21 protein-coding genes, 1 pseudogene and 1 riboswitch are annotated in these 22,657 nt (G+C 73.4%); of the genes and pseudogenes, 12 read left to right on the forward strand and 10 right to left on the reverse strand.

The features are described 5' to 3' along the window. Genes AB0J10_RS09820 through AB0J10_RS09835 form a run of 4 tightly spaced genes read left to right on the forward strand, consistent with a single transcriptional unit; the run spans position 1 to position 3,765 of the window. Positions 1–180 (forward strand): hypothetical protein, encoded by a 180-nt coding sequence (locus tag AB0J10_RS09820; RefSeq protein WP_363059663.1) that lies wholly within the window; start codon positions 1–3, stop codon positions 178–180. Beyond that, positions 177–1,910 (forward strand): ABC transporter ATP-binding protein, encoded by a 1,734-nt coding sequence (locus AB0J10_RS09825; protein WP_363059665.1) that lies wholly within the window; start codon positions 177–179, stop codon positions 1,908–1,910. Before AB0J10_RS09820 ends, AB0J10_RS09825 begins: the two co-directional genes overlap by 4 nt. Beyond that, the gene (locus AB0J10_RS09830) at positions 1,907–3,364 is read left to right on the forward strand and encodes an NAD(P)/FAD-dependent oxidoreductase (protein ID WP_363059667.1); all 1,458 of its coding nucleotides are present in this window, start codon (positions 1,907–1,909) and stop codon (positions 3,362–3,364) included. Before AB0J10_RS09825 ends, AB0J10_RS09830 begins: the two co-directional genes overlap by 4 nt. Beyond that, positions 3,361–3,765 (forward strand): hypothetical protein, encoded by a 405-nt coding sequence (locus AB0J10_RS09835; protein WP_363059669.1) that lies wholly within the window; start codon positions 3,361–3,363, stop codon positions 3,763–3,765. The genes AB0J10_RS09830 and AB0J10_RS09835 overlap by 4 nt, the downstream gene beginning before the upstream one ends. 205 nt (positions 3,766–3,970) lie before the next feature. Here the strand turns inward: AB0J10_RS09835 and AB0J10_RS09840 are convergent, their stop codons facing one another. The 7 genes from AB0J10_RS09840 to AB0J10_RS09870 all read right to left on the reverse strand — a co-directional run bounded on the left by AB0J10_RS09840 (position 3,971) and on the right by AB0J10_RS09870 (position 12,346). After that, the gene (locus AB0J10_RS09840) at positions 3,971–4,372 is read right to left on the reverse strand and encodes a transglycosylase SLT domain-containing protein (protein WP_363059671.1); all 402 of its coding nucleotides are present in this window, start codon (positions 4,370–4,372) and stop codon (positions 3,971–3,973) included. A gap of 302 nt (positions 4,373–4,674) precedes the next feature. Continuing rightward, a complete protein-coding gene (locus AB0J10_RS09845; RefSeq protein WP_363059966.1) occupies positions 4,675–5,532 on the reverse strand; it encodes an ECF transporter S component in 858 nt (285 codons plus the stop codon). A gap of 104 nt (positions 5,533–5,636) precedes the next feature. Continuing rightward, positions 5,637–7,481, reverse strand: a complete 1,845-nt coding sequence (locus tag AB0J10_RS09850) for an ATP-binding cassette domain-containing protein (RefSeq protein WP_363059673.1) — start codon at positions 7,479–7,481, stop codon at positions 5,637–5,639. Further along, positions 7,478–8,617 carry an energy-coupling factor transporter transmembrane protein EcfT gene (locus tag AB0J10_RS09855; RefSeq protein WP_363059968.1) on the reverse strand — a complete coding sequence of 380 codons (1,140 nt, stop codon included), beginning with the start codon at positions 8,615–8,617 and terminating at the stop codon, positions 7,478–7,480. Before AB0J10_RS09855 ends, AB0J10_RS09850 begins: the two co-directional genes overlap by 4 nt. Before the next feature lie 305 nt (positions 8,618–8,922). Then, positions 8,923–9,591, reverse strand: a complete 669-nt coding sequence (locus tag AB0J10_RS09860) for an SCO2322 family protein (RefSeq protein WP_363059675.1) — start codon at positions 9,589–9,591, stop codon at positions 8,923–8,925. Further along, positions 9,591–10,850 (reverse strand): prenyltransferase/squalene oxidase repeat-containing protein, encoded by a 1,260-nt coding sequence (locus tag AB0J10_RS09865; RefSeq protein ID WP_363059677.1) that lies wholly within the window; start codon positions 10,848–10,850, stop codon positions 9,591–9,593. The genes AB0J10_RS09860 and AB0J10_RS09865 overlap by 1 nt, the downstream gene beginning before the upstream one ends. Positions 10,851–10,960: 110 nt before the next feature. Continuing rightward, positions 10,961–11,095: riboswitch (cobalamin riboswitch) on the reverse strand. A 186-nt stretch (positions 11,096–11,281) separates the two neighbouring features. Continuing rightward, positions 11,282–12,346: an MBL fold metallo-hydrolase gene (locus AB0J10_RS09870; protein WP_363059679.1), complete on the reverse strand. Its 1,065-nt coding sequence runs from the start codon at positions 12,344–12,346 to the stop codon at positions 11,282–11,284. A gap of 289 nt (positions 12,347–12,635) precedes the next feature. Here AB0J10_RS09870 and AB0J10_RS09875 point away from each other — a divergent pair, with 289 nt between their 5' ends. Genes AB0J10_RS09875 through AB0J10_RS09885 form a run of 3 tightly spaced genes read left to right on the forward strand, consistent with a single transcriptional unit; the run spans position 12,636 to position 15,243 of the window. Next, complete coding sequence (locus AB0J10_RS09875; protein ID WP_363059681.1) at positions 12,636–14,099, forward strand: aldehyde dehydrogenase; 1,464 nt, start codon at positions 12,636–12,638, stop codon at positions 14,097–14,099. Beyond that, on the forward strand, positions 14,099–14,332 hold the full coding sequence (locus AB0J10_RS09880; protein ID WP_363059683.1) for a ferredoxin: 234 nt from the start codon (positions 14,099–14,101) through the stop codon (positions 14,330–14,332). Before AB0J10_RS09875 ends, AB0J10_RS09880 begins: the two co-directional genes overlap by 1 nt. A gap of 38 nt (positions 14,333–14,370) precedes the next feature. Continuing rightward, the gene (locus AB0J10_RS09885) at positions 14,371–15,243 is read left to right on the forward strand and encodes a tetratricopeptide repeat protein (protein ID WP_363059685.1); all 873 of its coding nucleotides are present in this window, start codon (positions 14,371–14,373) and stop codon (positions 15,241–15,243) included. A gap of 173 nt (positions 15,244–15,416) precedes the next feature. Here AB0J10_RS09885 and AB0J10_RS09890 read toward each other — a convergent pair whose 3' ends face one another. Further along, positions 15,417–16,052, reverse strand: coding sequence for a TetR family transcriptional regulator (locus AB0J10_RS09890; protein ID WP_363059687.1), 636 nt, complete (start codon positions 16,050–16,052; stop codon positions 15,417–15,419). Between the two features lie 274 nt (positions 16,053–16,326). On the opposite strand from AB0J10_RS09890, the gene AB0J10_RS09895 reads away from it, so the two are divergent. The 3 genes from AB0J10_RS09895 to AB0J10_RS09905 all read left to right on the forward strand — a co-directional run bounded on the left by AB0J10_RS09895 (position 16,327) and on the right by AB0J10_RS09905 (position 19,584). Next, positions 16,327–17,640, forward strand: coding sequence for a glycosyltransferase family 4 protein (locus AB0J10_RS09895; RefSeq protein ID WP_363059689.1), 1,314 nt, complete (start codon positions 16,327–16,329; stop codon positions 17,638–17,640). A 121-nt stretch (positions 17,641–17,761) separates the two neighbouring features. After that, positions 17,762–18,493 (forward strand): methyltransferase domain-containing protein, encoded by a 732-nt coding sequence (locus tag AB0J10_RS09900; RefSeq protein ID WP_363059691.1) that lies wholly within the window; start codon positions 17,762–17,764, stop codon positions 18,491–18,493. Then, positions 18,490–19,584, forward strand: coding sequence for a prenyltransferase (locus AB0J10_RS09905; protein WP_363059693.1), 1,095 nt, complete (start codon positions 18,490–18,492; stop codon positions 19,582–19,584). The genes AB0J10_RS09900 and AB0J10_RS09905 overlap by 4 nt, the downstream gene beginning before the upstream one ends. Positions 19,585–19,630: 46 nt before the next feature. Here the strand turns inward: AB0J10_RS09905 and AB0J10_RS09910 are convergent, their stop codons facing one another. Next, positions 19,631–19,924, reverse strand: coding sequence for a hypothetical protein (locus AB0J10_RS09910; protein ID WP_269730625.1), 294 nt, complete (start codon positions 19,922–19,924; stop codon positions 19,631–19,633). A gap of 164 nt (positions 19,925–20,088) precedes the next feature. On the opposite strand from AB0J10_RS09910, the pseudogene AB0J10_RS09915 reads away from it, so the two are divergent. Both AB0J10_RS09915 and AB0J10_RS09920 read left to right on the forward strand, forming a co-directional pair. Next, positions 20,089–20,662, forward strand: a pseudogene (locus tag AB0J10_RS09915) (hypothetical protein). 149 nt (positions 20,663–20,811) lie between these two features. Then, a complete protein-coding gene (locus AB0J10_RS09920) occupies positions 20,812–21,270 on the forward strand; it encodes a hypothetical protein (protein WP_363059695.1) in 459 nt (152 codons plus the stop codon). 299 nt (positions 21,271–21,569) lie between these two features. Here the strand turns inward: AB0J10_RS09920 and AB0J10_RS09925 are convergent, their stop codons facing one another. Next, complete coding sequence (locus AB0J10_RS09925; RefSeq protein ID WP_363059697.1) at positions 21,570–22,580, reverse strand: LLM class F420-dependent oxidoreductase; 1,011 nt, start codon at positions 22,578–22,580, stop codon at positions 21,570–21,572. Positions 22,581–22,657: the final 77 nt, after the last annotated feature.

Raw genomic sequence — 22,657 nt, forward strand, 5'->3', positions numbered from 1 at the left:
ATGCTGACGACAAGCCGCCTGACGTGGTTCGTGATCGCCTACGGCCTCGCCGTACCGAGCATGCTGGTGATGTTCCGCGACAACGGCAAACGGACCAGTGCCGCGTGGATCAGCAGCCTTACCCTCGCAGCAGCCATCGCAGTCATCGTCGCGACCACCCTCGGCGAGGGCAGCTCGTGAACATCACCGCGATCGTCCGCCGTCACCGGCTCCTGCTCGGCGCCGGGGTGCTCCTCGGACTGGCCGGCACCGCCGCCACGCTGGTGCAACCACTGCTCATCGGAGACCTGATCGAAGCGGTGGCCACCCACCGACCGGTTGTGTGGCCCATCACCTTCATCGCACTGCTCTTCGCCGCGGACGCGATGCTTGCCGCAGCCCACTTCTACCTGATCGGCCGCGCCGGGGAGAACATCGTCCTCGACATGCGCACAACCCTCACCGGACGGCTTCTGCACGCCCGAGTACCGGCGTTCAACCGCCTCGAGCACGGTGACGTCTTCACCCGCACCGTCGCCGACACCTCCCTGGCGCGGGTCGCCCTGTCCTCCTCCGTGGCCCAGATGATCACCTCGGCGTTCACTGCCGTCGGCTGTATCGCGGTCATGGCCTGGATCGACTGGCGGATGCTGTTGGCCACCGCAGGATGTCTCGGATCCGCTTCAGCGATTGCCCTCCTCCTGGCCCGCGCGGTCCGCAAGGCAGCCGTCACCAACCGCGAGGACACCAGCCACTACGGCTCCGGCCTGCTGCGCGTGCTGAGCGGCCTGACCACGGTGAAGGCATCCCGGGCCGAGCAGCGCGAAGCCGACCACCTGCAGACACTGGCCCGTGCCGCCCGCGACAGCGGTGTCCGGGTCACCCGGCTCTCAGCACTCCTGATGCCGGCCATGAACGTCGGTACTCAGGTGTCCCTGGCCGTGGTCATCGCCTGGGGCATGGCCCGGACCGCCACTGGCGAGCTCCCAGTGCAGGATCTCACCGCCTTCGTCATGTACCTCTTCTACCTCGTGTCGCCGCTGGTGATGCTGTTCATGTCCCTCGGCGAGCTCCAACAGGGCCGGGCGGCGATCGACAGGGTCCAGGACCTGGCCGGCATCGAGCAGGAGCAGAACCGCGGTAACGACCCGTCGGGCCGCACCGACGGTGCGCCCGCCGTGGCGTTCGAGAACGTCACATTCAGCTACCCCGACGCCGCGACCCCCGCGCTGAACGGCGTCTCCTTCTCACTGCCGGCCACTGGAGTGACCGCCGTCGTCGGCCCCTCGGGCGCCGGAAAGACCACCCTCTTCCAGCTGATCGAACGCTTCCGCGACCCCGACGAGGGGGTCATCCGACTGGCCGGAGCAGACGTCGCCGCCACCCCCCTGGCCGACCTTCGCAAGCGGATCGGGCTGGTCGAACAGGACTCGCCGCTGATGCGCGGCACCATACGCGACAACCTCACCTACGCCCGCCCGGACGCCACCACCGAGGACATCACCGCAGCACTGCAGGCCGCCCATCTGACCGATGTCATAGCGGCCCTGCCCAGCGGACTCGACACCGAACTCGGCGAAGGCGGCACAGGACTCTCCGGCGGCCAGCGCCAAAGGCTCGCGATCGCCCGGGCTCTGCTGACCAACCCCGAGCTTCTGCTGCTCGACGAAGCCACGTCCCACCTCGACTCCGATTCCGAGACCGCGCTCCGACACACCCTCACCACCATCGGATCTCGCTGCCAGGTCCTCACCATCGCGCACCGCATCTCCACCACCATCGACGCCGACCACATTCTGGTGATCGAAGACGGACGGCTGCGTGCCGGCGGTACCCACACCGAACTCATGCAAAGCGACACCACCTACCGCAGGCTCGCCGAGCGCCAACTGGCCCCCCGCGCTGCCTCTGCAGTCGGAGGCGCTCCGTGAGCGACGCAGCGATCGTCGGCTCCGGCCCCAACGGCCTGGCCGCCGCCATCACCCTGGCGCGGGCCGGACTGAAGGTGACCGTGTTCGAAGCGGCCGAGACCACAGGGGGCGGGCTGCGCTCCGAATCACTCTTCGACCAGGACGTCGTCCACGACATCTGTTCCGCGGTCCACCCCATGGCCGCCGCCTCGGACTTCTTCCGCCGCTTCGACCTGCCATCCCGCGGGGTGCGCCTGATACAGCCCGGCATTCCGTATGCCCACCCCCTCCCCGGCGGCAACGCGGTGGCCGCCTGGCGCAGCCTCACCCGCACGGCGGAGCGCCTCGGACCGGACGGCCCCCGCTGGGCCCGGCTCATGGCGCCCCTGGTCGACCGGTCCCACGCCGTGGTCGACCTGATGCTCTCCGACCAGCGCACGATGCCTTCCGACCTCGTGGCCGCCCTCGAACTCGCCACCCGTGTCCTCGCGCACGCACGCCGCACACCCTTCACCACCGAGCCGGCCCGCGCCCTGCTGACGGGTGTGGCGGCCCACGCCGTCGGGAAGCTCCCCTCGATGACGTCGGCCGCGGTCGCCCTGCTCCTGGGCCACACAGCCCACAGCAGTGGCTGGCCACTGCCCGAGGGGGGCAGCGCTCGTATCGCGCAGGTCATGGCCGCCGACATCCTTGCGCACGGTGGCGTCATCCACACCGGACACCGCATCCGGGACCTTGCCGAACTCTCCGGCTTTCCCCTGGTCCTCCTCGATGTGGGGCCCCGCGAGTTCCTCAATGTCGCGGGCTCCCGGCTGCCTCCGCGCTACCGACGTGCCCTGGGCCGGTACCGATACGGGCCCGGCGCTGCCAAGGCGGACTTCCTCGTCTCAGGGCCCATCCCCTGGTCCAGTGCCCTCGTCGGGCTGGCAGGCACCGTGCACCTGGGCGGCACCCGCGAGGACATCCTCCGTCAGGAGAACGAAACCGCAGCCGGCCGCCGCGTGGAGGATCCGTTCGTCCTGGTTGTGGACCCCTCCGTCACCGACCCCACACGAGCGCCGCGAGGTAGACGCCCCATCTGGGCATACGCCCACGTCCCCAACGGCGACCCACGCGACCCCGTCGACATGATCCGCCGCCGCATCGAGTCCTACGCGCCCGGGTTCACCGACACGGTTATCGCCGCCCGCGGAATCTCCGCCGAGCGCTACGACCTCTACAACCCGAACTACGTCGGAGGAGACATCGCCGCAGGAGCGATGACGCTCCGTCAGTCATTGGCGCGCCCGACGTTCCGCCGGGAGCCGTACTCCACTCCGCTCCCCGGGGTCTACTTGTGCTCCGCCGCAACCCCACCCGGACCCTCGGTGCACGGCATGTGTGGTCATCTCGCGGCGCTGACGGCCCTGCGGCGTCACCACGACCTGCGCACCCCACCCGACCTGTCCCCTCAGCCGAAGGAGGTGATCACATGAGAAGCGCGACGAGAAGCGCAGTCGCGGCGTCCGGTGCTCTGCTGCCCCTGCCCGCGTCGACGACGGCCGCAGCGGCGTCCGCCGGCGCGCGAGAGGCCCGCACCGTTCCGTGGTGTGCGGGGTACGGGACGGCCACCGCGCAGGGGGTGCGCTGGATCGAGCCGCTCGGCACTGCGGTGCTGAGCGCGGAACGTCACTTCCGGGCCCGCCGGGTCCGACCAACGAACAAGGAGATGAACATGACCGCCATCGACATCAACGACCTCGACGACACCATCGCCAAGGCCTACGGCGAGCTGAGGGGAGCCATCAACTCCCACAGCGAGAAGAGCATCCACATGTACAGCACGGCGCTCCAGGCGCTGGTGGAACTCCGTCGCCAGACAGTCACGGAGAAGTAGGCCACCACCCCACCCGGGGGCCGGCCACAAGGAGTCAGTGCTCCGTGGTCGGCCCTCATGGCTCCGGGCGGCGCGGGGCGGCGGGGTGCCAGGGCCCGAGGACGGGCTCCTGGACACGGCGAAGGCCCCGTGCCGACGCGTGGTGCGTCGGCACGGGGCCCGGGTCCGCTGTGCGCGGCAGTCCGTCGTCCGCCGTCGGGCCGGCTCAGTACCAGTGGTTGGCCTGCCAGAAGTTCCAGGCGCCGCACGGGCTGCCGTAGCGCTCGTTCATGTAGTCCAGACCCCACTCGATCTGGGTCTTCGGGTTGGTCTTCCAGTCGGCGCCCGCGGAGGCCATCTTGCCGCCCGGCAGGGCCTGGACCAGGCCGTAGGCGCCGGAGGAGGCGTTGATGGCCGTGTGGTCCCAGTTCGACTCGTGCGAGACGATCTTGTCGAAGCACTGGAACTGCGCGGCGGGCATCATCTGCTTCGCGATCTCCTGCGGCGTCGCGGCCGAGGCCGTCGACGTCGTCCCCATGACCGCGCCGGCCGCACCCAGAAGCACGGCGGTACCGGCGGCGAGGGACTTGCTGCGGGCGGAGATGCGGGTGATCAGCGAGCGGGACAAGGGCTTACCTAACGTTCGGGGACTCCGGGTCGCGAGGGGCGGGGCCGAGCGGGGCTCGTGTGCCGGGCTTCCAGGCCCTGCTGCGCCTTGCGACGGGAACAGTTGTAGCCAGCCCCCGGGGGCCCGTGCCGTGACCGGGCTCACGCCGTAGATACGACGTAGAGGGGGCATCAAAGGCCGAAAGTCCTAATACGGACATATACGGTTTAACGGCAGGTGGGGAGGGGTGGGTCGAGAATCCGCGTCCTCGGACGACGCCTACGAACGCCGATAGTTGCGGGACCAAAGTCCTGTGGGCCGCCTCACCCCTCGGAAGGGGTTCCGGCCGCCTTGAATGTGACCTGGGCCTCGAAAGCGGCCCGTCGGGTCGCCCGGCGGAGTGCCTTCAGCAGCGTCGGGCCCACCAGGAGGGTCAGTACGACCGTGAGGGCCGCCCGCCCCAGGTCCCAGCCGAGGGAGGTGGCGAGGACGTACGCGCCGAACCGGACCAGGTTCTCGGCCACCGGAGCGCCCTCCTGGAAGGAGATGCCGGAGGCGAGGCCCGGCACGAGCGTCCAGCCGTAGAGGTTCATCGCCGTGCCGTACGCGAACGCCGCGGCGAAACCGTACCCCGCGAGCATCAGCAGCTCCGCACGGCCCCTGAGGCGGTGCGCACCCGGCAGCAGACCCGCGCCCATCGTGAACCAGCCCATGGAGAGCATCTGGAACGGCATCCACGGTCCGACCCCACCCGTGAGCAGGGCGGACGCGAACATCGTCACCGAGCCGAGGACGAATCCGAACCCGGGCCCGAGCACCCGGCCGCTCAGCACCATCAGGAAGAACATCGGCTCCAGCCCCGCCGTGCCCGCGCCGAGCGGCCGCAGCGCCGCACCCACCGCGGCGAGCACGCCGAGCATGGCGACGGCCTTCGCGTCCATGCCGCCGTCGGCGATGGTCGCGACCACCACACCGACGAGGAGGGGGAGCAGGGCGGCGAACAGCCAGGGGGCGTCCTGTGCGTGGCCGGTGACGGTGGCGTCGGCGTCGGCGAGCAGCGGCCAGCCGAAGGCCACGACACCGATGGCGCTGACGAGGGCGAGGGCGGTGACGGCGCGGGGGCCGAGGCGCACGGGGCGGGCCGGCGCCCTGTGCCGGTCGTCCCGGTCGTGCCCGTCGATCAGACCGTGCCGGTCGTGCCGGTCGGCCCGGTCGGCCCGGTCGTGATGGTCGAGTCCGTCAGGACGAACCTGCCGGTCCGGCCGCCCGGGGGTGTCGGCGGTGCTCACAGGGCGGCCTCCACCTGGGCGACGGTGAGCCACGGCTCCGGGGCGAGGATCTTGGCTACCTGAGGGGCGAAGGCGGGGGACGACACGACCACGTCGGCCGTCGGTCCGTCCGCGACGACCTCGCCGCCCGCGAGGATCACCACACGGTCCGCGATCTCCGCGGCGAGTTCCACGTCATGGGTGGCCAGCACGATGCCGTGGCCTTCGGCCGCCAGGCCGCGCAGCACGGTGACGAGTCGCGACTTCGCCGCGTAGTCGAGCCCGCGGGTCGGCTCGTCGAGCAGCAGGAGCGGCGGACGGGCGGTCAGCACGATCGCGAGGGCGAGCGCCAGCCGCTGGCCTTCGGACAGATCCCGGGGATGGGTGGCGTCCGCCACCCCCGGGAGCAGCCCGGAGACCAGCTCCCGGCAGGTCCCCGGCGCGGCTGCGGCGTCCGCGTCCGCGGCGGCGCACTCGGCTCCGACCGTGTCCGCGTACAGCAGATCCCGCGGCTCCTGGGGTACGAGTGCGACCCGCCGCACCAGCTCCGCGGGCGGGGTGCGGTGAGGGGTGCTCCCGCCGACCCGGACCGTCCCCGACGCGGGCTCGACCATGCCGACGAGGCTGCCCAGCAGCGTCGACTTCCCGGCGCCGTTTCGGCCCATGAGAGCGACGGTCTCTCCCGGCGCGACCACGAGATCGACCCGCCGCAGCGCCTCGATCCGCCCGCGCCGCACCCCGAGCCGCGCGGCCTCCACGAGCACCGCCGGGTCGTACTCCCCGGCCGGCTCGACCGTCCGGGCCCGCCCGCGCCCGAACCACGGGAACAGGGCGGCCCGCCCTCGTCCCCGGTCGGCCCGCCGCCCGCGCACCGCGGGGCCGGTGACATCGGCACGCGCCGGGCCCGGCGCTGCTCCGCCCGTCGTGTCCGTACCGTCCGTCGTGCGGACGGAGGGAGGGACGGGGGCCGCGGGCCCGGCCTCCCCGGCCGGCTCCCCACGCACCGAAGGGCGTGTGCCCCGGGCGCCCGCCGGTGTCACCCCCGCCAGCCGGGCGCGCAGTTCGCCCGCGTGGCGGCGGGCGTCGCGGACGGAGAGGGGGAGCGGGGCCCAGCCCGCGAGGCGGCCGAGAGTGACGACCGGGGGGCGGACCGGGGAGAAGGCCATGACGTCGGTGGGGGCGCCCGACACCGGGGGCTCGCCGGGAGCGGGCATCAGAATGACCCGGTCCGCGTACTGCACCACCCGCTCCAGCCGGTGCTCGGCCATCAGGACCGTCGTCCCCAGGTCGTGGACGAGCCGCTGGAGCACCGCCAGCACCTCCTCCGCCGCCGCGGGGTCGAGAGCGGACGTCGGTTCGTCGAGGACCAGCACCTTCGGGTGCGGGGTCAGCACGGAGCCGATCGCGACCCGCTGCCGCTGCCCGCCCGAGAGCGTCGCGAGGGGACGGTCGCGGAGTTCCGCCAGCCCCAGCAGGTCCAGCGTCTCCTCGACCCGTCGGCGCATCACCGCGGGAGCCAGCCCCAGCGACTCCATTCCGTACGCCAGCTCGTCCTCGACCGTGTCGGTGACGAAGTGCGCGAGTGGATCCTGGCCCACCGTGCCGACGACGTCGGCGAGTTCGCGCGGTTTGTGGGTGCGGGTGTCGCGCCCGTCGACCGTGACCCGGCCCCGCAACGTGCCGCCCGAGAAGTGCGGCACCAGCCCGGAGACTGCCCCCAGCAGTGTCGACTTGCCGACTCCCGAGGGCCCTACCAGCAGGACCAGTTCGCCCTCCGGCACGGTGAGGTCCACCCCGGAGACCGCCGGCGCCGCCGCCGCGGCGTCGCCGTACGTCACCGAGACGTTCTCGAAGCGGATCATGACGTGGACTCCTTCGGCGGCACGGGCGCCACGAACGCGGGCAGCAGGCCCACCAGCGCCGCCGCGGCGGGCCACAGCGGCAGGGCGGGAACGGTCAGGGGTACGACACCGGGATGCAGCGCACCGGGCTGGTACGCGCCAGCGCGGATCATCAGTACCGCCACGACGACACCGGACCCGGCCACCAGCCAGGCCCTCGGACCCCAGCGGTCCGGGCGGTACCGGGTGCGCACCTGGCGCCGTCCACCGAGCCAGAGCCCGCCCAGTGCCGCCGCGAAGCCGCCGAGGAGCACGGGGAGGCCGTACCCCGCGCCCTCCGCGGCGAGCAGCCCGTACGAACCGGCGCACACGCCGAGCAGTCCGCCGAGCGTGAGAGCGGTGGTGGTGCGCCGCACGGCCGGGGGCACCTGCGCGGTACGGCCGTAGCCGCGCGCGTCCATGGACGCGGCGACAGCGACCGAACGTTCCAGCGCGCCTTCCAGGACCGGCAGCCCGATCTGCAGGACGGCCTTCACCCCGCCCGTCGGACGGCCCCGCAGCCGTCGTGCGGTACGGAGCCGGAGCACGTCGGCGACCATGTTCGGCGCGAACGTCATGGCGACGACGACCGCGACCCCCGCCTCGTACAGCGCGCCCGGGAGCGACTTCAGCAGCCGGGCCGGGTTCGCGAGCGCGTTCGCCGCGCCGAGACAGATCAGCAGGGTCGCCAGCTTCGCCCCGTCGTACAGCGCGAACACCATCTGCTCCGCCGTCACCCGGCCGCCGATCCTGACGCCCTGCGCCCAGTCCGGCAGGGGCACCTCGGGCAGCGTCACCAGGACGAGGGTGCCCGGGATGGGCGAACCGAGGACGACGGAGAACACCAGCCGGATCGCGATCACCGCCAGGCCGAGCTTGACGAAGGCGCCGTACGAACGGGCCCAGGGAGCGTCGGTGCGCCGGGCCGCCACGACGTACCCGGCGACGCCCACCAGGAGGCCGAGGAGGAGGGGATTGGTCGTCCTCGAAGCGGCGGTGGCGAGGCCCAGCGCCCAGACCCACCAGGCTCCGGCGTGCAGCGCGTTGCTCCGGCCGGCGGCGGGCGCGCGCAGGGCACCGCCCAGCGGCCGGCGCGCCCGCGGGGCACCGCCGGACAGTCGACCGCCGCGGGGCGCGGCACCGCGCTCGCCGCTCCCGACGCCCGCGCCAGGGTCGTTTGCGGGGCCGCCGACGGGGCCGCCGACCGGGCCGTCCAGGGTGCCGGCGTCCGGGTCGTTTCCGGAACCTCGACCGGAGTCTCTCTCCGCGCCCGGGCCCTCGCCGGCACCGTGGTGGGAGCCCGTGTCCGCGCCCGGGTCGTCTCCGGGGCGGGCGTGCGGGACGCCGCCCAGCAGCCGGACGTTGCGACGCCGTCCGTGCGGCTGCACGGGATCGTCCGGCGGCGGGGGCGCGGGTGGCGGGGTCATCCGCGGCGGCGGGACTGCCAGAACGCCGCCCCGCCCAGCGCGAGCAAGGCCGCGATGCCCGCGAAGAGCCCCAGCGAAGGGCCTCCGTCGGCCGCCCCGGAGGGCTTCCCGGCCGGCGGGGCGGGCGCGCCCGACTCCTCGGACGCCGGGCCCCCGGCCGGGACCTGCTCGCCGCAGCCCGTCCTCGGGTAACCGGAGATCGCGCACAGCAGCGCGTCCGAGTTGTAGCGGAGGGGCTTGGCCACCGCCGCCAGGGCCTCCGCGCTGGTGGCGTCGGAGGGGACCGCGGCGCAGCCGGACGCCGGTGCGGACGGGGGCTTCTCACCGGACGGCGCGTCCGCCTCGGTGCCGAAGTCGATCACGATCCCGACCCGCTTGGTGCCGGGCTTCGCCGGCGTGTCCGCGCACAACTGCGAGAAGGAGGGGGCGGTACGCGGCTTCGCCGAGTCCTGCGAGTCCGCGCTGACGGAGAAGCGGTATCCGTCGACCGAACCGTCGGCCGGCCGCGCCGTGGCCGGTCCCTGGGTGGCGTAGGCCCAAGCGGCGCCGTCGGACTGCCAGAACGACCAGTACCGGTAGCCGGCCGCCTGCGCCTGCCCCGCCACGCCCGGTACCGCGAGCACGGCGCCGAGCGCGAGGAGGAGCGAGATCACTCGCCGGTGCATCACGGCTGCCTGCTCTTGCGGCGGCCGCTGATCAGGATGCCTATGCCCGCACCCGCCGCGAGGCCGGCACCGACGATCCACCAGATTCCGGCGCTGTCTCCGCCCTTGTGCTCCTCGCCCGCGTCGCTCTTCGCCCGCGGAGCGGGCGGCGCGGTGGTGGAGACCGGCTCGGGACCGGTCGCGTTCAGCTGTCGTACGAGGTCGGCGCCGCCGAAGTCCCGCGGGTCGTCGCCGTGGGCGTGCGCGGCGAGGATGAGCTGCGCGTACGCCGCCGGGCCGCCGTCCTTCGCCCACGCGGCGGAGTTCTTCTCCAGCCATCGGACCGCCGTGTCCGCCTTGTCGCCGTGCCCGGCGGCGGAGAGCGCGAGGACCGCGTCCGCCGTGTTGCCGAAGTCCGGGAGCGGGGACGGGTCGGCGGCGCCCGGCATCGGCGGCGAGTCCAGATGGCCGGTCTTCGCCAGCGCCGTGGCCAGGTACGCGGCGCCGTTGCGGGCCGACTGCTCCGGGGTGGCCTTCGCCGGGGAGGCGCAGGCGGCGGGGGCGCCGTCCGGCTCCGGGCCGGAGACGACCAGGCCGCGGCCCAGCCCGGCGAGCACGGCGGCCGCGGTGGCGTCGCCGTTGGCGAGGAGCTTTCCGGTCTTGTCCGGCTGGTAGGCGAAGGCACCGCCCCCGGCCTTGTCCGAGCACGGCACGGCGAACGTGACCAGCGCGTCGAACGGGTTCTTGCCGCTCTTCGACTTCACCTCGCCCGGCCGCGCCTTGGCCGCGGCGAAGGCGCCGATCACGACGGACGTGGAGTTCGCGTCGGACGGCATGCCCGGGTTGTAGCTCCAGCCGCCGTCCTCGTTCTGCACGGACCTCAGCCACTCGAGGCCCTTGTTCACGGCGTCCCCGTGGCCGCCGAGGGCACGCAGGGCCTGTACCGCCGCGGCGGTGGCGTTGGTGTCCATCACCGTCTTCGCGTCGCACGGCCCGGAGACGTCCGCGCGGTAGGAGGCGAAGCCGCCGTTCTCGCACTGCTGCCCGGTGAGCCACCCGACGGCCTGCTCGGCGGGCACGGTCTTGACGACATCCTGGGCGAGCAGGGCCAGCGACTGCCGCCACACACCGTCGTAGGTGGGGTCCTTCGTGCCGTAGAGCCCGGTCGGGAGCGCGGCCGACGGGGAGGGGGTGGGGGCGGCCGTCGCTGCCGGGGCAGCGGCCACGCAGAACACGGCGGAAGCGGCGGCGAGCGCTGCTGCGCTGCGGCGAACGGACATGGCGGGCTGGGCCTCTCCTGCGGGGAGCCGGGCACAGGCACGCTGAGGTACCAGGCTCCGGCCCCGTATTCCTCGACGGTGCCTGCCAGCGGGCCGGTCCCGATGGCGCGAGCCGGTCACGGCCGGTACGGGGCATTCCGACTCGCCGCCTGCGACGGCGGCTCACGGCTGCGGGTCAGTGCCGGATTCGCACCGGCTTCCCCCCGTACGGGTGTGATGACGACTCGCACACTCTACCGGTCCGTAATCCCCGCCCCTCGGGACGGGCGGCCCAGTACGGCGGAGGCCCTCGGCGGCCTGTCCCCCGGGCCTCGCACGGATCACGGCGGGGCCGGCGGCTCGTGCGGGGGTGCGGCCTCGAGTGGATCTCGCGGGGCCGGAGCGGACGGCGTGAGGGGTCCGGCCAGCGCGGATCACGGCGCGAGCCGTGTTCATCGCAGTCCGCGCGCCCCGGCTCGGCCCACCGCGGTGTACGTCACCGGGTCGCTGCCCGGCACGGCTTCCACCCGGCCCAGTTTCACCAGGCGGCGCAGATGGGCCTCGGCCTCCGAGACGGCGATGGTGCGGGAGCCGTAGGGGATCTCGTCCCACGGCCGGTTCCACTCCATGCACTCGGCCAACTGCCACGGGGTGAGAGGTTCGGCGAGAAGGGACAGCAGCCCGGTCAGCCGCTCCTCGTGGTGGGCGAGGAGCTCCCGGACCCGGGCCGGGGCGTCGGTGAAGGCGTGCTGGTGCGCCGGGAGAACCTCGGCGGCGCCGAGGCGGCCGACGCGTTCCAGGGAGTCCAGGTAGTCGCCGAGGGGGTCGGTGACCGCGCCGTCGTCGGGGTCCTCGTACAGGCCGATGTGGGGGCTGATGCCGGGGAGCAGATGGTCGCCCGAGAAGAGGCGGCCGCGGCCGGGGAGGTTCGCCGGGTGCTCCTCCTCCAGGTGCAGGCACACATGACCGGGCGTGTGGCCGGGAGTCCAGATCGCCCGCAGCCGCCGCCCGGCGAGGTCCACCAGTTCGCCGGGCGCGATCTCGCGGTCGGGCAGGGCCGCCCGCAGCCCGGGAAGGGCCCGCGTCCGGCCGCTCTCGCGGGCCGCGAGCAGCGGGGCGAGGTGCTCCTCCGGCGCCCCGACGGCGGCGAGCTTCCCGACCAGGTAGTCGAGCCAGGCCCCGGGCCGGGCCTCCCGGGTGCGGCGGACGACGGCGATGTCGGCCGCGTGCATCGCGACCCAGGCGCCGGACGCCTCGCGGACCCTGCCGGACAGCCCGTGGTGGTCGGGGTGGTGGTGGGTGACGAGTACGCCGTGGACGTCGGCCACCGCGAGGCCCAGTTCGGCCAGGCCGTCCGAGAGCGCCGTCCAGGAGGCGGGGTCGTCCCATCCGGTGTCGACGAGGACGGGTCCGCGGCCGGTGTCCAGGACGTGGACCAGCGTGTGTCCCAGGGGGTTGTCCGGGATGGGGACCTCGAGGGACCACACACCGCCGCCGTGCTCCGTCACCCGCGTCATCGGCTCCCCATCCTCCCGGCCCGGGCCCAAGAACGAGAACCCGTTCCAATCGTCGCCCAAGTCGACTTCATTGCAAAGGGCTCGGAGGTGTGCCGGGCCGGGGCGGAAGCGACGGTCCGCGGGTGCGTCCCGGAGGCGTTCCGCGGCCGCGCGTCTGCCTCCCGGGTGCGGGTCCCGGCCGTGGACTCCTCCGGCGGGAACTGGTATCTGTTCAGGCGGTCGGCGTATCTGAAATGCCGTCAGAAATGCTGGAGCGCTCGGAGAGCCGGGGTCGCGGGAGGCAGTCGTCATGTCCGAACTGGTGGAGCACGGGAAACTCTTCGTCGGCGGGGAACTGGTCGACCCCCTCGGCACGGACACCATCGAGGTGGTCTCACCGCACACCGAGCAGGTCATCGGACGCGTCCCGCACGCCTCGCGGGCCGACGTCGACCGGGCGGTCGCGGCCGCGCGTGCCGCCTTCGACCACGGGCCCTGGCCGAGGACGCCGCTCGAGGAGCGCATCGAGGTCGTCGGCAGGATCAAGGACGCGATCGCCGTACGGCACGAGGAGATCGCCCGCTCGATCAGCTCCCAGAACGGATCGCCGTACTCCTGGAGCGTCCTGGCCCAGGCGCTCGGCGCCATGATGGTCTGGGACGCGGCCATCACCGTCGCCCGCGACTTCACCTACGAGGAACCGCGCGGCGGAGTCCTCGGCCCCCTCCTCGTGCTGCGTGAACCGGTCGGCGTGGTCGCGGCCGTGATCCCCTGGAACGTCCCGCAGTTCGTCGCCGCGGCCAAGCTCGCGCCCGCCCTGCTCGCCGGCTGCGGCGTGGTCCTGAAGCCGTCGCCCGAGTCCCCGCTGGACGCCTACATCCTGGCCGACATCGTCCGTGAGGCCGGCCTGCCCGAGGGAGTGCTGTCGATCCTCCCCGCCGACCGCGAGGTCAGCGAGTACCTCGTCGGGCATCCCGGCGTCGACAAGGTCTCCTTCACCGGCTCGGTCCCGGCCGGCCGGCGCGTGATGGAGGTCGCCGCCCGCAACCTCACCCGCGTCACCCTCGAACTCGGCGGCAAGTCCGCCGCGGTCGTCCTGCCGGACGCGGACCTGGAGACGGCCGTCCAGGGCATCGTCCCGGCGGCCTGGATGAACAACGGCCAGGCGTGCGTGGCCCAGACCCGCATCCTGGTTCCGCGCGCCCGCCACGACGAGTTCGCCGACGCCTTCGCCGCGGCGGCCGGGGCGCTGGTGACCGGCGACCCGCTGGATCCGGCGACCCAGGTCGGTCCGCTCGTCGCCCGCCGCCAGCAGCAGAGGTCGCTCGACTACATCGCGCTCGGCCAGCAGGAGGGCGCCAAGGTCCTCGCCGGCGGCGGCCGCCCGGCCGGTCTCGACCGCGGCTGGTACGTCGAGCCGACCCTCTTCGGCGGCGTCGACAACGCCATGCGGATCGCCCGCGAGGAGATCTTCGGACCCGTCGTCTGCCTGCTGCCGTACGGCGACGAGGGCGAGGCCGCCGCGATCGCGAACGACTCCGAGTACGGGCTCAGCGGCAGTGTCTGGACGGCCGACGTCGAGCACGGCATCGACTTCGCCAGGCGGGTCAGGGCCGGGACGTACAACGTCAACACGTTCAGCCTCGACATGCTTGGCCCGTTCGGCGGATACAAGAACTCCGGGCTGGGGCGGGAGTTCGGTCCCGAGGGATACGGCGAGTACTTTGAGCACAAAATGGTTCATTTGCCGTCGGGATACGGGAGCGAGAGCTGATGGGTGACCGCTGGCAGGTCGAGGTCGACCGTGGTGTGTGCATCGGTTCGGGGATGTGTGTCAACAGCGCGCCGGACGGCTTCAAGCTGGACGCGGCCCGCCAGTCGCACCCCACCGAACCGGAGACCGACGCGAACGAGGACATCCTCACCGCGGCGGAGGGCTGCCCGGTCGAGGCCATCTCGATCCGGCTGCCGGGGAGCGGAGAGGCCGTGTTCCCGCCCGAGGAGTAGCCTCCTGCGGTCCGGTACCGGGGAGCAGGGTGGGGAAAATGGAGAAAGCAGAGGCCAGGCGGCTGATCGAACGGGCCCGGCAGGCCTTCGACGCCGGGGAGTGGCGGCAGTGCGCGGAGACCTACGAGCAGGTGCTCGCCCACTTCCCGGACGAGAGGGCCGGCGGCGTGTGGTGGTACGACGCGGCCCTCGCGTACAAGTTCCTGCGCGACTGGCCCAGGGCCTACGCCCTCGGACGCGAGGCCGCGGCCCGCGCGCCGCGCGGAGAAGGCGATCCGGCGTTCTGGAACCTGGGCATCGCGGCGACGGTCCTGCGCGAGTGGGAGGTGGCCCGCGACGCCTGGGCGGGCTTCGGCGTCCCGGTGCCGGAGGGGGAGGGGCCGATCGACGTCGACGGCGCCTTCGGCATGGCCTGCGTGCGGCTGGAGACGGACGGCGGGCAGGAGGTCGTGTGGGCCCGGCGGCTCTGTCCCACCCGTGCGCGGGTGTTGAGCGTGCCGTTCACCGGCGGCCGGCGTTTCGGCGAGGTCGTCGTGCACGACGGGGAGCCGAAGGGGGAGCGTGTGGTCGACGGTCAGCGGATCGCCGTCTTCGACGAACTGGTCCTCTTCGAGCCCTCGCCCCTGCCCACGCTGGTGGTGACCGTGAACGCCGCCGAGGCGTCGGACGTGCACGCCCTGGTCGGGCTGTTCGTGGAGCAGGGCTTCGGCGCGGAGCCGAAGAGCAGTTTCGTCCTGCACTGCCGTTGCTGCAGCGAGGGGACCGTGGAGCACGAGGGCGACGGTGTCCACGCCGGGGCGCAGGAGGTCGCGCTCGCGGCGCCGGTGGAGGAGGCCGGGCGCATCCTGGACGCGTGGTCGGGGCAGGTCGCGACCGGGCGGAGCTGGAGCGGACTCCGGACGGTCCGCTGAGGCGGGTCCCGGCCGGTGGGCCGCTCCCCGCTTCCGCCGGTGCGGCGGCCCTCGCCCGGGCCGGTCGGCCGACCGCTGCCGCAGCGGTTCCGCCGGGGGTTCCGGCCGGTCCCGGCGTTGGAGTGCTCGACGGTCCGCCGGGGCGGGTCCCGGCCGGTGGGCCGCTCCCCGCCTCAGTCGGTCCGCCGGCCCGGCTGCGTCCCCGGGGCCGTGAGGTCGATCAGGCGGCAGACCGTCTCGATGTCGATCTTCACCTGGGCGATCGAGGCGCGGCCGGACAGCCAGGTGATCAGGGCCGAGTGCCAGGTGTGCTCGATGACCCGGACGGCGGAGAGCTGTTCGGGCGTCGGGTCCTCCAGGCCCATCGCGTCCAGGATGATCGCCGTGGTCTGGCGCGAGACCGTGTCCACCTCGGGGCTGACGCTGCGATCGGCGAAGGTCAGCGCACGCACCATCGCGTCCGCCAGGTGCGGTTCGCGCTGCAGTGCGCGGAACGCCCGCATCAGGGTCTCGGCCACCCGCTGCGCCGCGCTGTCCGCGACCGGCGGGCGCTTGCGCAGGGTGGTGTGCAGATGCTGGAGCTGGTCCTGCATCGTGGCCACGAGCAGGTGCACCTTGGAAGGGAAGTAGCGGTACAGCGTGCCGAGGGCGACGCCGGCGGCCTCGGCGACCTCACGCATCTGCACGGCGTCGAAGCCGCCCCGGCTGGCCAGCTGCGCGCTGGCGTGCAGGATGCGGCGGCGCCTGGCCTCCTGGCGCTCCGTCAGGGGCGGGGCCGCCGGAACGGCCGGCCTGGCTTCCGCGCTCATCTCTTCCGTCCCCGTCCCCGTCCCCGATCCAGGGGCCCCTTCCGGCCCGCTGTCCGGATCCGTGCTGCGTTCCCGTTCCGGGCGCTGCCGGAGGGCCAGCATGGCAGGGCTCCGCGCCGTGGCGCGAATCACCTGATCCAGGCCTTACAGCAGCGCTACCTGCCGGTAGATTCGATGCTCCTTGAGCGATCAAGAACGATCAAGTGTGGAACTTGTTCTAGATTAGCGCGAGCGGTTACGCTCCGGCGAAAGTGGAGTGAGAAGGGGGCCGTAGGTGACCGCTGAGGCCATAGCGGCCGGGCCCCGTCGGGGTGCGTCCGGTGCCGATGACCGACCGCTGCGCATCGCGCTCCTCACCTACAAGGGCAACCCGTTCTGCGGGGGCCAGGGCGTCTACGTACGCCACCTGTCCCGGGAACTCGCCCGCCTCGGCCACAGCGTCGAGGTGATCGGCGCCCAGCCCTTCCCCGTGCTCGACGAGGGCGTGCCGCTCACCGAGCTGCCCAGCCTCGACCTGTACCGGCAGCCCGACCCCTTCCGCACCCCCGGGCGCGGCGAGTACCGCGACTGGATCGACGGGGTCGAGGTCGCCACCATGTGGACGGGCGGCTTCCCGGAGCCGCTGACGTTCTCGCTGCGCGCCCGGCGCCATCTGCTCGCGCGCCGGGGCGAGTTCGACGTCGTCCACGACAACCAGACCCTCGGGTACGGACTGCTCGGCGACCTCGGCGCACCGCTCGTCACCACCATCCACCACCCGATCACCGTCGACCGCCGCCTCGAACTCGACGCCGCTCAGAACTGGCGCCGCCGGGCGTCGGTGCGCCGCTGGTACGGCTTCACCCGGATGCAGAAGCGGGTCGCGCGCCGGCTGCCGTCCGTCCTCACCGTCTCCGGCTCCTCCGAGCAGGAGATCGTGGAGCACCTGGGTGTCCGTCCGGAGCGGCTGCGGGTCGTTCACATCGGCGCCGACACCGGCCTCTTCTCGCCGGATCCGTCGGTCGCCGAGGTGCCCGGCCGGATCGTGACGACGTCGAGTGCCGACGTGCCGCTCAAGGGCCTGGTGTTCCTCGTGGAGGCGCTCGCCAAGCTCCGTACGGAGCAGCCCGACGCGCACCTCGTCGTCGTCGGCAAGCGCGCCGAGGACGGACCCGTGGCCCGGATGATCGGGCGGTACGGCCTCGAGGACGCCGTGCGGTTCGTGAAGGGCATCTCCGACCAGGAACTGGTGGACCTCGTGCGCAGCGCCCAGGTGGCGTGCGTCCCGTCGCTGTACGAGGGCTTCTCGCTGCCCGCGGCCGAGGCGATGGCGACCGGCACCCCGCTGGTCGCCACGACCGGCGGCGCCATCCCGGAGGTCACCGGCCCCGACGGCGAGGCCTGCCTCGCCGTGCCGCCCGGCGACGCCCACGCCCTCGCCGGCGCGCTCGGCCGGCTCCTCGGGGACGCGGGACTGCGACGCCGGATCGGGACGGCCGGACGGGACCGCGTCCTGTCCCGGTTCACCTGGACCCGTGCGGCCCAGGGCACGGCGGAGCTCTACCGCGAGGCCATCGCGGCACGCCCGGCCGCGGCCGGTACCCGATGAACACCCGGCGTTCCGCACCGCGGGCGAGGACCCGCTCCGCGGGTGCGGGCGGCGGGTCCGCACCATCTGCAAGGCGCGCCCCCAGCGAGGGCGCCGTGACCCACCCGGAAGGGCAGACCTCGTGCTGACCGTCGACTTCACCCGCTTTCCGCTCGCCCCGGGCGACCGTGTGCTCGATCTCGGCTGCGGTGCCGGGCGGCACGCGTTCGAGTGCTACCGGCGCGGAGCCCGGGTCGTGGCCCTCGACCAGAACGGCGAGGAGATCCGCGAGGTCGCCAGATGGTTCGCGGCGATGAAGGAGGCCGGCGAGGCGCCCGAGGGCGCGAGCGCCACCGCGATGGAGGGCGACGCACTCAACCTGCCCTTCCCCGACGACTCGTTCGACGTCGTCATCATCTCCGAGGTGATGGAGCACATCCCGGACGACAAGGGCGTCCTCGCCGAGATGGTCCGGGTGCTCAGGCCCGGCGGCCGGATCGCGGTCACCGTGCCCCGCTACGGCCCGGAGAGGGTCTGCTGGGCGCTGTCCGACGAGTACCACGAGGTGGAGGGCGGCCACATCCGCATCTACCGGGCCGACGAACTCCTCGGCAGGATCCGCGAGGCGGGCCTCAGGCCGTACGGCAGCCACCACGCCCACGCGCTGCACTCGCCGTACTGGTGGCTGAAGTGCGCGTTCGGCGTCGACAACGACAAGGCGCTGCCGGTGCGCGCGTACCACAAGCTCCTCGTCTGGGACATCATGAAGAAGCCCCTGCTCACCAGGGTCGCCGAGCAGGCGCTGAACCCGCTCGTCGGCAAGAGCTTCGTGGTGTACGCGACCAAGCCGCACCTGCCCGGGGCCGACGCGTGACCGTGCCCTGGCGCCGTCAGGGGCGTACCGAGCACCTCGTCCTGCCCGGGGTCCTCACTGCCGAGCAGGCCGCCGAGACCGTCGCCGGCATCCTCGCCGTCCAGCGCGAGGACGGGGCGATCCCCTGGTTCCGCGGACACCACCTGGACCCGTGGGACCACACCGAGGCCGCCATGGCGCTGGACGCGGCGGGCGAGCACTCCGCGGCGGCCCGCGCCTACGAGTGGCTGGCACGCCATCAGAACGAGGACGGCTCCTGGTACGCCGCCTACCACGACGGCGAGGCCGACCGACCCACCGACCGGGGGCGCGAGACCAACTTCTGCGCCTACCTGGCCGTCGGGGTCTGGCACCACTACCTGGCGACCGGCGACGACGTGTTCCTGGACCGGATGTGGCCCTCCGTGCACGCGGCGATGGAGTTCGTGCTCCGTCTCCAGCAGCCCGGCGGTCAGATCGGCTGGAAGCGGGAGGCTCCGGAGGACGGCGGGGCGGCGGTCGACGACGCTCTGCTGACCGGCAGTTCGTCCGTCTTCCACGCGCTGCGCTGCGCCCTCGCCATCGCCGAGGAGCGCGAGGAGCCGCAGCCGGACTGGGAGCTGGCGACCGGAGCCCTCGGGCACGCCATCCGCCGCCACCCCGAGCGCTTCCTCGACAAGTCCCACTACTCGATGGACTGGTACTACCCCGTCCTCGGCGGCGCCGTCACCGGCGACGAGGCGAAGGCCAGGATCGACGCGGGTTGGGACGCGTTCGTGGTCCCCGGACTCGGCGTGCGGTGCGTGCTGCCCAACCCGTGGGTGACCGGCGGGGAGAGCTGCGAACTGGCCCTGGCGCTGTGGGCGGTGGGGGAGTCCGACCGGGCGCTGGAGATCCTGCAGTCCGTACAGCACCTGCGCGCCGAGGGCGGCATGTACTGGACGGGCTACGTCTTCGAGGGCGACCGCGCCGTGTGGCCGGAGGAGCTCACCACGTGGACGGCGGGTTCGCTGCTGCTCGCGGTGGCCGCCCTGGGGGGCGACGAGGCGACCACCGCGGTGTTCGGCGGGGAGCGGCTGCCGCGCGGCCTCGAACCGGAGTGCTGCCGGTAGGTCCGTCACCGGCCGCGGGTCCCCCGCCGGCCGCGCGGGGAGAGGGTCAGCCGTGGCGGCGCAGCCGGCCCGCCACGGCATGCCCGACGAAGAGGTACACGACCGCGGCGAGACCGTAGCCCGCCACGACCCGTGCCCACGCCTCGTCGAACGTGAACAGATCGTGCGACCAGCCGGCGAGCCAGCCGGCCACGTCCCGGATCAGGATGACCAGGTCGTTGGCGCGGTTCGCGTCCAGCAGGTACATCAGGATCCACAGGCCGATGATGACGGCCATCACATCGGCGACCACCATGATGATCGTCGCCGCCTGGTTGCTACCACTTCTGCGGGGAGACATGGCAACCGGATTGCCGTTCTCCGTTGAACCAAACCCTGGAGGGATTCGCCCGAGTGGCGGGGCGGCCGGTACTGGGCGACGCCGGCGCGAGAGGCCTCCGGGCGGGGCGGTCCGTGGAGGCCAGGCGCGGGGGAGCCGGCTCGGGGAGGTCAGGGAGGACTGCCATGCCCACTCCGGGAACGACGACCGCCCGCCGGGAGCCCGCCAGGACGGGCCGGCCGCCGCGCCGGGCGGCCGTGGCCCCGCTGCTGTGCTGCGCGCTGCTGGGCGGGACCGCGGCGTGCGGCGGCGACGACGAGGCGGGCGCCGCGGCCACGCCGACGGACGCGGTGGAGGCGCAGAAGTTCGCCAGGACCCGTTTCGTGGCGAACGCCGGGCTCGCGGCGGGCGCGGTCCAGCAGTGGATCGTCAAGCCGTACCGCGCGGAGAAGTTCCATAAGGGCGCCGAGGGCCGGAAGACCGCTCTCGTGAAGGCCGGCCTGGCGGGCGCGTTCGCGTACGACAGGCTCAAGGCGGCGGCGACCGACGCCAAGGGCGATCCGCTGCTGGCGAAGGCGATCGCACCGATCGGCGCGGGCATCGAGTCCCTGAAGGGGCTCGGCTCCAAGATCCGCAAGGGGCAGGTGGGCGAAACCGACATCGGTGCCTTCGAGGACGTCGTCGACCAGGTCAAGGACGCCGGCCGGGGCGGTGGTGAAGGAGAAGGTCCCGACGGCCATCCAGCTGAGCGGCGGCTGACGTGCGCCGGCCCGGCTGCGGGCCTGCGGACGAGTCCGCCGGTCGTGCCCGGTGACGGCCGGGCGCGGTCCCCGTCCGAACGGGGCCCGGCCCGTGGTCCGTTCGACGCCGCCCCGTTTGCGTCCGGCAGAAGCGGCAATTCGAACGCCATGACCAACTCAAGCGCGAACAACAACGGCAGCGGCACGACGACCCGTGCCACCAAGACGGCCAAGGCGACCGCCGCCAAGGCCAAGGAGTCCTCGACGAAGGCGGCGCAGAGCACCGCGTCGAAGGCGGAGTCGGCGGGCAGCACGGCCGGCCGGGCCGCGGAGACCGCCGGCAGCGGCACGGCACGCGCCGTCAAGTCGGCGGGCAGCGGCGTCGGACGCGCCGCGACCACGGCGGGCTCGGTGGCCTCCACCGCCCTCAAGGGCGCCGGTTCGGCCGCCGGGCAGGTGGCGTCCGTCGCCACGACCGCCTGGACGGTGCTGAAGGCCCGCAAGCTCATCGCGGCGGGTGCCACGGCCGGCGCCACGGCCCTGGGCGCGGTCTCCTACCTCGCGGGCCGGCGCTCCGAGCGCAGCAGCCACGGCCCGGTCACCCGGATGACCGGCGGGCGCTTCTAGCGCGGTGGCGGCTCCGCGAGAGCCGTCACGGCCGGGCCGCGCACGCCGGGCCCCGCCCTGCCCGTGCGCCGCGCCGCCGGGACCGTCCGGGCGGTTCGCCCGGCCCGGGGGCGGCCCGGGGACCCCGCGGTTCGTCGAGCCGTCGGGCCTCCGGTCGCGGCAGGTACCAGGCGGACCCTCCGGGAGCGGCCGTGTCGGGGCGGCCCCGGTTGCTCCCCGGCGCTTCCGCCTCGCGAGCGCACGTGCCGGAGTAGGCGCGCCCCGCCCTCCCGGCGGACGGCGCCGCCTGCGGGCGGGGTTCAGCCGTTCAGCTCCGCCAGGACCCTCAGGGTGCGGGGGTCCGGCGCCGTCACCAGCAGGTCGGTGACCGGGCCCTTGCGCCATGAGTCCAGCCGCTCGGCGATGCGTTCCCGCGGTCCCACGAGCGAGATCTCGTCGGCGAAGGCGTCGGGTACGGCGAGCACCGCCTCCTCGCGGTGGCCCTCGGCGAACAGCCGCTGGATGTGCCTGGCTTCGGACTCGTAGCCCATGCGCGCCATCAGATCGGCGTGGAAGTTGCGGGCCGCGTGGCCCATGCCGCCGATGTAGAAGCCCAGCATCGCCTTGACCGGGAGCAGCCCTTCGGCGACGTCGTCGCAGACGTGGGCACGGGCCATCGGCGCGATCATGAAGTCCTCGGGCAGCTCGGTGAGCGACGCCTCGTGGACGCCCGTCCGCAGCGGCGACCAGTACAGCGGCAGCCAGCCGTCCGCGATCCGGGTCGTCTGGGCGATGTTCTTCGGCCCCTCGGCCCCCAGCAGCAACGGCAGCCCGGCCCGCAGGGGATGGGTGATCGGCTTGAGTGCCCTGCCGAGGCCGGTGCCGTCCTCGCCCGTGTACGGGAGGGTGTGGAAGCGGCCGTCGAGTTCCACTGGGCCCTCGCGGCGGAGGACCTGGCGGACGACGTCCACGTACTCCCGGGTCGCCGTCAGCGGGCTGCTCGGGAACGGCCGTCCGTACCAGCCCTCGACGACCTGCGGCCCCGACAGACCGAGCCCCAGGAGCATCCGCCCGCCCGAGAGGTGGTCGAGGGTGAGCGCGTGCATGGCGGTGGCGGTGGGGGTACGGGCCGCCATCTGCGCCACCGCGGTGCCGAGCCGGATGCGCGTGGTACGCGCGGCGATCCAGGTGAGCGGGGTGAACGCGTCCGAGCCCCATGCCTCGGCCGTCCACACGGAGTCGTAGCCGAGCCGCTCCGCCTCCACGGCCAGGTCGGTCTGCGCGGGGTCCGGGCCGCGCCCCCAGTAGCCGAGTGCGAGTCCGAGCCGCATGACCCCAGCCCCTCCCACTGCGCTGACGTACCGTCAGTTCGCTGTTCACGGGCGACTGTACGGCAACGGCCCCCCGC

Source organism: Streptomyces sp. NPDC049887, from assembly GCF_040656535.1.
Classification (GTDB): Bacteria; Actinomycetota; Actinomycetes; order Streptomycetales; family Streptomycetaceae; genus Streptomyces.

Excerpts from the sequence above, each read along its gene's own strand:
- AB0J10_RS09820 (WP_363059663.1), top strand. The coding sequence starts at position 1 with ATGCTGACGACAAGCCGCCTGACGTGGTTCGTGATCGCCTACGGCCTC.
- AB0J10_RS09835 (WP_363059669.1), top strand. The coding sequence starts at position 3,361 with ATGAGAAGCGCGACGAGAAGCGCAGTCGCGGCGTCCGGTGCTCTGCTG.
- AB0J10_RS09850 (WP_363059673.1), bottom strand. The coding sequence starts at position 7,481 with ATGATCCGCTTCGAGAACGTCTCGGTGACGTACGGCGACGCCGCGGCG.
- AB0J10_RS09860 (WP_363059675.1), bottom strand. The coding sequence starts at position 9,591 with ATGCACCGGCGAGTGATCTCGCTCCTCCTCGCGCTCGGCGCCGTGCTC.
- AB0J10_RS09865 (WP_363059677.1), bottom strand. The coding sequence starts at position 10,850 with ATGTCCGTTCGCCGCAGCGCAGCAGCGCTCGCCGCCGCTTCCGCCGTG.
- AB0J10_RS09870 (WP_363059679.1), bottom strand. The coding sequence starts at position 12,346 with ATGACGCGGGTGACGGAGCACGGCGGCGGTGTGTGGTCCCTCGAGGTC.
- AB0J10_RS09875 (WP_363059681.1), top strand. The coding sequence starts at position 12,636 with ATGTCCGAACTGGTGGAGCACGGGAAACTCTTCGTCGGCGGGGAACTG.
- AB0J10_RS09880 (WP_363059683.1), top strand. The coding sequence starts at position 14,099 with ATGGGTGACCGCTGGCAGGTCGAGGTCGACCGTGGTGTGTGCATCGGT.
- AB0J10_RS09885 (WP_363059685.1), top strand. The coding sequence starts at position 14,371 with ATGGAGAAAGCAGAGGCCAGGCGGCTGATCGAACGGGCCCGGCAGGCC.
- AB0J10_RS09890 (WP_363059687.1), bottom strand. The coding sequence starts at position 16,052 with ATGAGCGCGGAAGCCAGGCCGGCCGTTCCGGCGGCCCCGCCCCTGACG.
- AB0J10_RS09910 (WP_269730625.1), bottom strand. The coding sequence starts at position 19,924 with ATGTCTCCCCGCAGAAGTGGTAGCAACCAGGCGGCGACGATCATCATG.
- AB0J10_RS09920 (WP_363059695.1), top strand. The coding sequence starts at position 20,812 with ATGACCAACTCAAGCGCGAACAACAACGGCAGCGGCACGACGACCCGT.
- AB0J10_RS09925 (WP_363059697.1), bottom strand. The coding sequence starts at position 22,580 with ATGCGGCTCGGACTCGCACTCGGCTACTGGGGGCGCGGCCCGGACCCC.